Source organism: Pediococcus damnosus (genome assembly GCF_001437255.1).
Classification (GTDB): Bacteria; Bacillota; Bacilli; order Lactobacillales; family Lactobacillaceae; genus Pediococcus; species Pediococcus damnosus.
Map to the genome: position 1 here is coordinate 1 of NZ_JQBD01000100.1, position 6,048 is coordinate 6,048.

Consider the following 6,048-nt stretch of genomic DNA (forward strand, 5'->3'; position numbering starts at 1 on the left):
AAATCAGTACCGAAGAACGCACCCCGGATAACTTTTTGAGCCAAATTAAGAAGTTCGTAGTGAAATTGATCGCTGATGTCCCAACACAATTAACTGGCAGTGCAGCCATTAAGCAACAAATCAATCACCAACAGCAAGCGCAAAAAGTTGCCGAGGTGTTCTTAGAAACACCACAAGTAACTGTCATAAATAAACAAAAGTTTTACATTGTGAAACCCAAGCAAGGCGAGGACTTTACCCTACCCAAGAAATGGAGCAGCAAAACATCACGATTGAAGTATATCGGAATCATGGGAACCGGTTATGATGTCGTTGATATTTTACGCTCTCCTATTTACCTTGTAGACTCGATTATTGAGCACTGAGATAAAAATAAAACATAGTTTTTCCAAGATTATAAGGCAAACTATTTACATCCAGATAGCCGTATTAACCAGCTATCTAGATTGTAGTCTTTTTAATATCAGGGATATGGGATATCCAGCAAGATCGTGTTTTAAACTCACGTAATCGTTCACCTAAATGGCCAAATAATTGTCTGTATTAAAAGTCAGCTGTTGATAGCTCCTATAAATTTGAGATGGCCTTGGCTAATTAGTGAGTTCGGACTACTCCCTAACTGACCATTAGGTACCGGCAAGTCTAAATTTTTATAATACTGTTGCCATTCAGGCAAAACAGAGCCGTTAGGGCCAAATACCATTGGGGATAGATGAAATATATTTTCATCTTTAAATGCATTAACCACGTAGTCCGAACAGTAATATCCTGGCTGATCTAATCTGAAGCTCGGATTGTATGGTGCTTCTAACATGGACTTGGCTCGTTTTAGTATTTTGAGGGGATTTATTAAAGGGCTACTCTTCCGATAAACGTCAATCAATCCTTCTTCGGAAATAAATAGATCTAACGGTTGACGAATGCAACCATGGTCTTTGGTTGCATGGAGAACAAAAAAGTCAGTGCCTTCTTTTTCTACTATCCCGATATGGTAATAAGCTAGTGGTCGATCTAAAAACGTTTGTTTTGTGCCTCTAATGATCATCTCTGACAGTTTATTTTGTGCTTTTTTAACAAGTAACAGATCGCCTGTTTTCAAACTAATCAAAATTAGCAGTCTCCCTTCCATTATTCGAATTTTAGTAACCCTTTATTTGACTAATGGGTTACTAATAGCTATAATAACACTGTTTTTGAAAAATCCATACTTGGAGTGATCATATTGAAACGTAGTAACACCACAAGATTATTAACGTTATCTGCAATGATGGTAGCAATCTTAATTATATTAGGCTTCTTCCCTGGTATTTCGTTGGGATTTATTCCAGTACCTATCGTTTTACAAAACATGGGAGTGATGATGAGTGGTGAGTTGTTGGGACCTAGGTATGGGACCATCTCAGTATGTCTATTTTTATTATTAGCCTTCATCGGTATGCCCATACTTTCTGGTGGTAATGGTGGTATGGCTGTCTTTATTGGACCAACTGGCGGCTATCTTATAGCTTGGTTATTTACGCCATTACTAATTGGTCTATTAATTAATCGTTTTCAGATTTACAATAAGTCTTGGATATTTGAACTGCTCATTTTATTATTAGCCGGAGTGATTTTTATTGATTTGGTGGGTGCTATATGGCTCTCTTACCAGTCTCACATTACGCTGATTGCCGCTCTTATTTCAAACTTAGCATTTATACCAGGAGATCTTATTAAAAGTGCTTTAGCAGTTATTATTGTTCGCCGTATTAGAAAAGCAATGCATTTAAGCTTATTTTAGTTATTGTTTATCGCTATTTAATTAGGAGGTGGTTTGATGAAAAATAAATCAACCCAAGAAAAAGTGGTGTTAGAACTTTTGACTAATTTAGATACGTGGGTATCTGGTGACTATCTAGCTAAAAAGTTTCAAGTCAGTCGTGAAACCATCTGGAAGGCTATTAATAATTTAAAAAACAAACGAGATTATCCAATTGTTAGTCGTAAGAAACGTGGGTACATGCTTCATACAGCGCCGTATTTAGAAGCCGACTTAATTAATATTTACAGCCATAAGCAATTAACAGATAATCTGCATGTCTTTAAAGAAGTTACATCAACCCAAGATTTAGCAAAGCAATTTTCTAGTAAGCACTGTATTACCAGGCCAACCGTTTTTGTTGCCGATAAGCAGACTAACGGTTATGGAAGACGAGGTCGCTCTTTTTATTCACCACCGACTACAGGCCTTTATCTCAGTATTATTCTGCCTAACCAACAACAAACTGTTATTCAACCCGGACTACTAACAACTGGGATTGCCGTGAGCATCACCCATGTGCTTGAAAAGTTTTATCCAAATAAAGAATTTCAGTTTAAATGGGTAAATGACATCTATCTAAATTATCATAAGGTGGGCGGAATTATTACGGAGTCCATTTTTGATCTTGAACTGGGGGCGGCCTCAGCTTTCATTGTTGGTGTGGGAATAAATTTAACAACTGTCAAGTTTCCAAAAGAGTTGGCAATCAAAGCCCAAGCTATCGATAATGACAATTCAGTTAACCGCAATCAATTAATTGCCGAAATAATCCAAGCAATTATAAACGGATTTTTAGACTATACGAACCCCCAACTATTGGCGGAGTACCGGAAAAAATCGATTGTTTTAGGAAAAGTGGTTTCTTTAAATACTGGGTCAGAAGTTATTCAGGGAGTTGCTCAGAAGATTGAAGATAATGGTGGTATAACCATTAAAAGGATAGATGGAACATTTCAAACCTTTACAAGCGGTGAAGTAATCAAAACTGGTTTTAAGTATAAAGGAGATCATATTGGATAGCTTAATTTATGGATTATGTGTTGATAATACGGGACGTTATGAGCACTACCACAATGATTTTGATATTGCCGCTTTAAACTGTAGCTACTATCGAAAGTGTTTTTCCTACTCTAAATAAGTTAATACTAGGGAAGGGCACCTGATTTAAAAAATGGAGTTTACTACAACTCATTTTTTAAACAGGTGCCCTTTTTTGAACATTATTTGAATAATTTTCCTAGTAATAGTTAATTATAAATGTAATTGCGTTTCATCGGCAATCCTGTACCACTAGGTGCATTCACTAATAAGTACTGAATAACATCTATATTGCCTGATTCGAAGGAAGCGGCACAAGCTTGTAAGTATAGACTCCACATTCGATCAAAACGTTCACCATATTTTTCGATGACTTGATTCCGAACCTTCTGATAGTTTTGGTACCAGATTTCCAATGTTTTTTGGTAATGGCGTCGTAAGGGTTCAATATCTGAAAATTGCAATTGGGCATCCATAATGTGCTTAATATTTTCAGCAACATTGGGAATGTATCCTCCTGGAAAGATGTATTGATTAATAAATGGATCCACACCAGCACCTTCATGTTGTCCAGTAATGCCGTGAATCAATGCTTGTCCTCCTGGGGCCAAAAATTCTTGAACCTTTTTAAAATATAGTCCTAAGTTTTCTTTACCAACATGTTCAAACATGCCCACAGATGTTACGTAATCGTATTGACCAGATACTTCACGATAGTCTTCCAATATTACGTGGACCTGATTTTCTAAGTGTCGTTCCTTTATTTGTGATTGTGTATAGTTATATTGTTCTTGGCTCAAGGTAATACCTGTTGCATCTAGTCCAAACTCTTCAGCAGCCATGAATAATAAAGTTCCCCATCCACTACCAATATCCAATAGTTTACGACCAGGATTAGTGGCTAGCTTACGTAAGATATACCGGACCTTGTTCAATTGTGCTTGTTTCAAAGTGTCGGATTCTTTCTCAAAATAAGCACAAGAATAGGTCATTGTGTCATCTAACCATAGCTTATAAAAATCGTTACCTATGTCATAATGTTTTTGAATATCTTTTTCACTATTTTTTTCAGAATGCGATATTTTGGGTAAGTGTTTTAAGAATGAATTATGAGTTAAAAAACTGTCTTTTTTCCGGTAAGCCGATGCGATTAATGTTTGTATACTTCCATCAATCTCTATGTCACCATTCATATAAGCCTCACCTAGAACCAAGGTAGGCTGACTGGTTAGCGATTTAATTGGAATTTCGTGTTTAAATTGTACCTTAATTTCAGGAACTCCAGCGCCATATTTTTCTTTTTTCCCATTCCAATAAGTTACTTCAATCGTTATGTCGAATGCTTTACTGAATAATTCCTTGTAAACCACTTTGTCTAGCACAAATATCCCTCCATTAAAAAAATAAATTATATAACTAAAATATCATATACAAAAATACGTAATAATTTTCCTATAGATCCTGATTTTTCTGAATAAGACGTCTTGCTAAAAACCAAAACAAAACCGATTGAGTCGCACTATACTGTATAAGCATAGTAGATGTGGGTTCTAAACTAATATTGGCTACAGGGGGCATTTTTATTGTTTCTTGAGAACTCTGGTTATTAAATATTTTTACAAAGTTATCATAGCCTTCTGCAGGTGAAGTATCCGCAAGAATTAGTCGCAATCCTTGCTCTATTTCTGATAGTGAGAATACATTTTTAAATACACCGACCACAATTGCTCCTGCCAAATGTTTTCGTGCATATCTCTTCTTGATTGGAGCCTCAATAATCCCTGCTTTAAAATAATTATGCATCATTGTCTTGGTAATTTTTTCCTCAATCATGGGTTCAACAAAAGAATTGGTGATGTCTAATAATTGATCCAAATGTAAATTGAAGCTTGGTAATTCGCTCCATAACGGTAATCTCGGGAAATTATTTTTAGCGAAAGGCAACTTAGTCATCCTCCTTGCACAGAAATATTAATCAATCTGAACTGCAATTCCAATTAGCTCTGGGCCTGTGTGTACACATAATGCTGGGGAAACATCACCAGTATAAATGGTATGTTTTGGAAAGCTATTTCTAAGTTCGGTTAGTACATGACTTGAAATCGCTTTGTCATTGCCCTGAACGACTGCAAGCCTAAAACTTTCGTTTGTTGAAGCATCTTCGATAGCCAGCTTTAATAACCTTGAAATTGCTTTCTTTTCAGAACGAGCTTTTGCTACTGGGTAATATATGCCATCTGAGTCGCACGATATGACTGGTTTAATATTTAAAACTGATCCCACCATCCCAGCCACTTTGCCAATCCTACCGCCAATTCTAAGATATTTTAATGTTGCAATATAAAAATAGACTTTACTTTTTAGCACGGACTGTTGAACTCGCTTAGTGATTTCTTGGTAATCATAATTAGCATTAATTAAGTCTTCTGCGTATGCTGCAATCAATCCACTACCAATACCAATACTTTTTGAATCAATAACTGTTATGATTGCGTTATTGACATTTTCAGAAGCTATTTTAAAAACCTTATTTGTAACTGATAAGCCGCTGGAGATTGTAATAGCAATGATTTTTTTATAACCTCGTTGCTGCAATTTTTTGATATATTGTGATACCAGTCCAAGAGTTGGACTAGCTGTTTTAGGAATATAACCATCTTCAATTAGTTGATACACTTCCTGAGGTTGAATAGTCACACGATCCAGATACTCGTGGTTGTTTGCTGTCACAACTAAGGGAACAACTTCAACATTTACTTGATTTTTTATTTCCGCGGGAATATCTGATGCGGAATCGACTAATAGTCCAATTTTTTTCATTTTCCCTCCATATAGTCTTGATAACCTTATAAATAGTATTTTAGACTATATTATGAGGATGTCAATACTACTATTATTCCATGATAGATTTTTGAAGTTGGCTTCTGATTATAACTTTCTACGGTGTGAGTCGCGTAGACCTGTAAATTCAAACCATCCACATAAACAAATGGGAAAGAGCAACTAACAAAATTGCGCCTACAGAGGACACCTTAGTACTGGAAAAATCAAAGCAGCTCAAGTTTTCAAGACTGATCAAATTAAACTTTCTATTTGCCATTTTTAAACAATAAAACACGCCAAGCTATTGTCATGGGAACAATAACTTGGTGTGTTTAAGTGTGTGAAAAGTACAAACGAGAGCGTAAAATATCTTGTGTAAATGCATA

6 protein-coding genes and 1 pseudogene are annotated in these 6,048 nt (G+C 35.8%); 3 read left to right on the forward strand and 4 right to left on the reverse strand.

Annotated elements, in window-relative coordinates; translation table 11 throughout:
* A pseudogene (locus IV84_RS09250) lies at nt 1-365 on the forward strand (DNA topoisomerase III); the annotation flags it as partial.
* Nucleotides 366-550: 185 nt separating this feature from the next.
* Here IV84_RS09250 and IV84_RS09255 read toward each other — a convergent pair.
* Nucleotides 551-1,108, reverse strand: coding sequence for a YiiX/YebB-like N1pC/P60 family cysteine hydrolase (locus IV84_RS09255; RefSeq protein ID WP_227002056.1), 558 nt, complete (start codon nt 1,106-1,108; stop codon nt 551-553).
* 156 nt (nt 1,109-1,264) lie between these two features.
* On the opposite strand from IV84_RS09255, the gene IV84_RS09260 reads away from it, so the two are divergent.
* Together IV84_RS09260 and IV84_RS09265 are read left to right on the forward strand one after the other, a co-directional pair.
* The gene (locus tag IV84_RS09260) at nt 1,265-1,780 is read left to right on the forward strand and encodes a biotin transporter BioY (protein WP_181407284.1); all 516 of its coding nucleotides are present in this window, start codon (nt 1,265-1,267) and stop codon (nt 1,778-1,780) included.
* A 36-nt stretch (nt 1,781-1,816) separates the two neighbouring features.
* A complete protein-coding gene (locus IV84_RS09265) occupies nt 1,817-2,821 on the forward strand; it encodes a biotin--[acetyl-CoA-carboxylase] ligase (RefSeq protein WP_007124647.1) in 1,005 nt (334 codons plus the stop codon).
* A 227-nt stretch (nt 2,822-3,048) separates the two neighbouring features.
* Here the strand turns inward: IV84_RS09265 and IV84_RS09270 are convergent, their stop codons facing one another.
* The 3 genes from IV84_RS09270 to IV84_RS09280 all read right to left on the reverse strand — a co-directional run bounded on the left by IV84_RS09270 (nt 3,049) and on the right by IV84_RS09280 (nt 5,659).
* Complete coding sequence (locus IV84_RS09270) at nt 3,049-4,221, reverse strand: SAM-dependent methyltransferase (RefSeq protein ID WP_010010282.1); 1,173 nt, start codon at nt 4,219-4,221, stop codon at nt 3,049-3,051.
* 70 nt (nt 4,222-4,291) lie between these two features.
* Nucleotides 4,292-4,783 (reverse strand): DUF1836 domain-containing protein, encoded by a 492-nt coding sequence (locus IV84_RS09275; protein WP_010010281.1) that lies wholly within the window; start codon nt 4,781-4,783, stop codon nt 4,292-4,294.
* A 27-nt stretch (nt 4,784-4,810) separates the two neighbouring features.
* The gene (locus IV84_RS09280) at nt 4,811-5,659 is read right to left on the reverse strand and encodes a DegV family protein (RefSeq protein ID WP_056986514.1); all 849 of its coding nucleotides are present in this window, start codon (nt 5,657-5,659) and stop codon (nt 4,811-4,813) included.
* Nucleotides 5,660-6,048 lie beyond the last annotated feature (389 nt).

Coding starts and splice junctions, on each gene's coding strand:
- IV84_RS09265 (WP_007124647.1), top strand. CDS start 1,817: ATGAAAAATAAATCAACCCAAGAAAAAGTGGTGTTAGAACTTTTGACT.
- IV84_RS09260 (WP_181407284.1), top strand. CDS start 1,265: ATGATGGTAGCAATCTTAATTATATTAGGCTTCTTCCCTGGTATTTCG.
- IV84_RS09280 (WP_056986514.1), bottom strand. CDS start 5,659: ATGAAAAAAATTGGACTATTAGTCGATTCCGCATCAGATATTCCCGCG.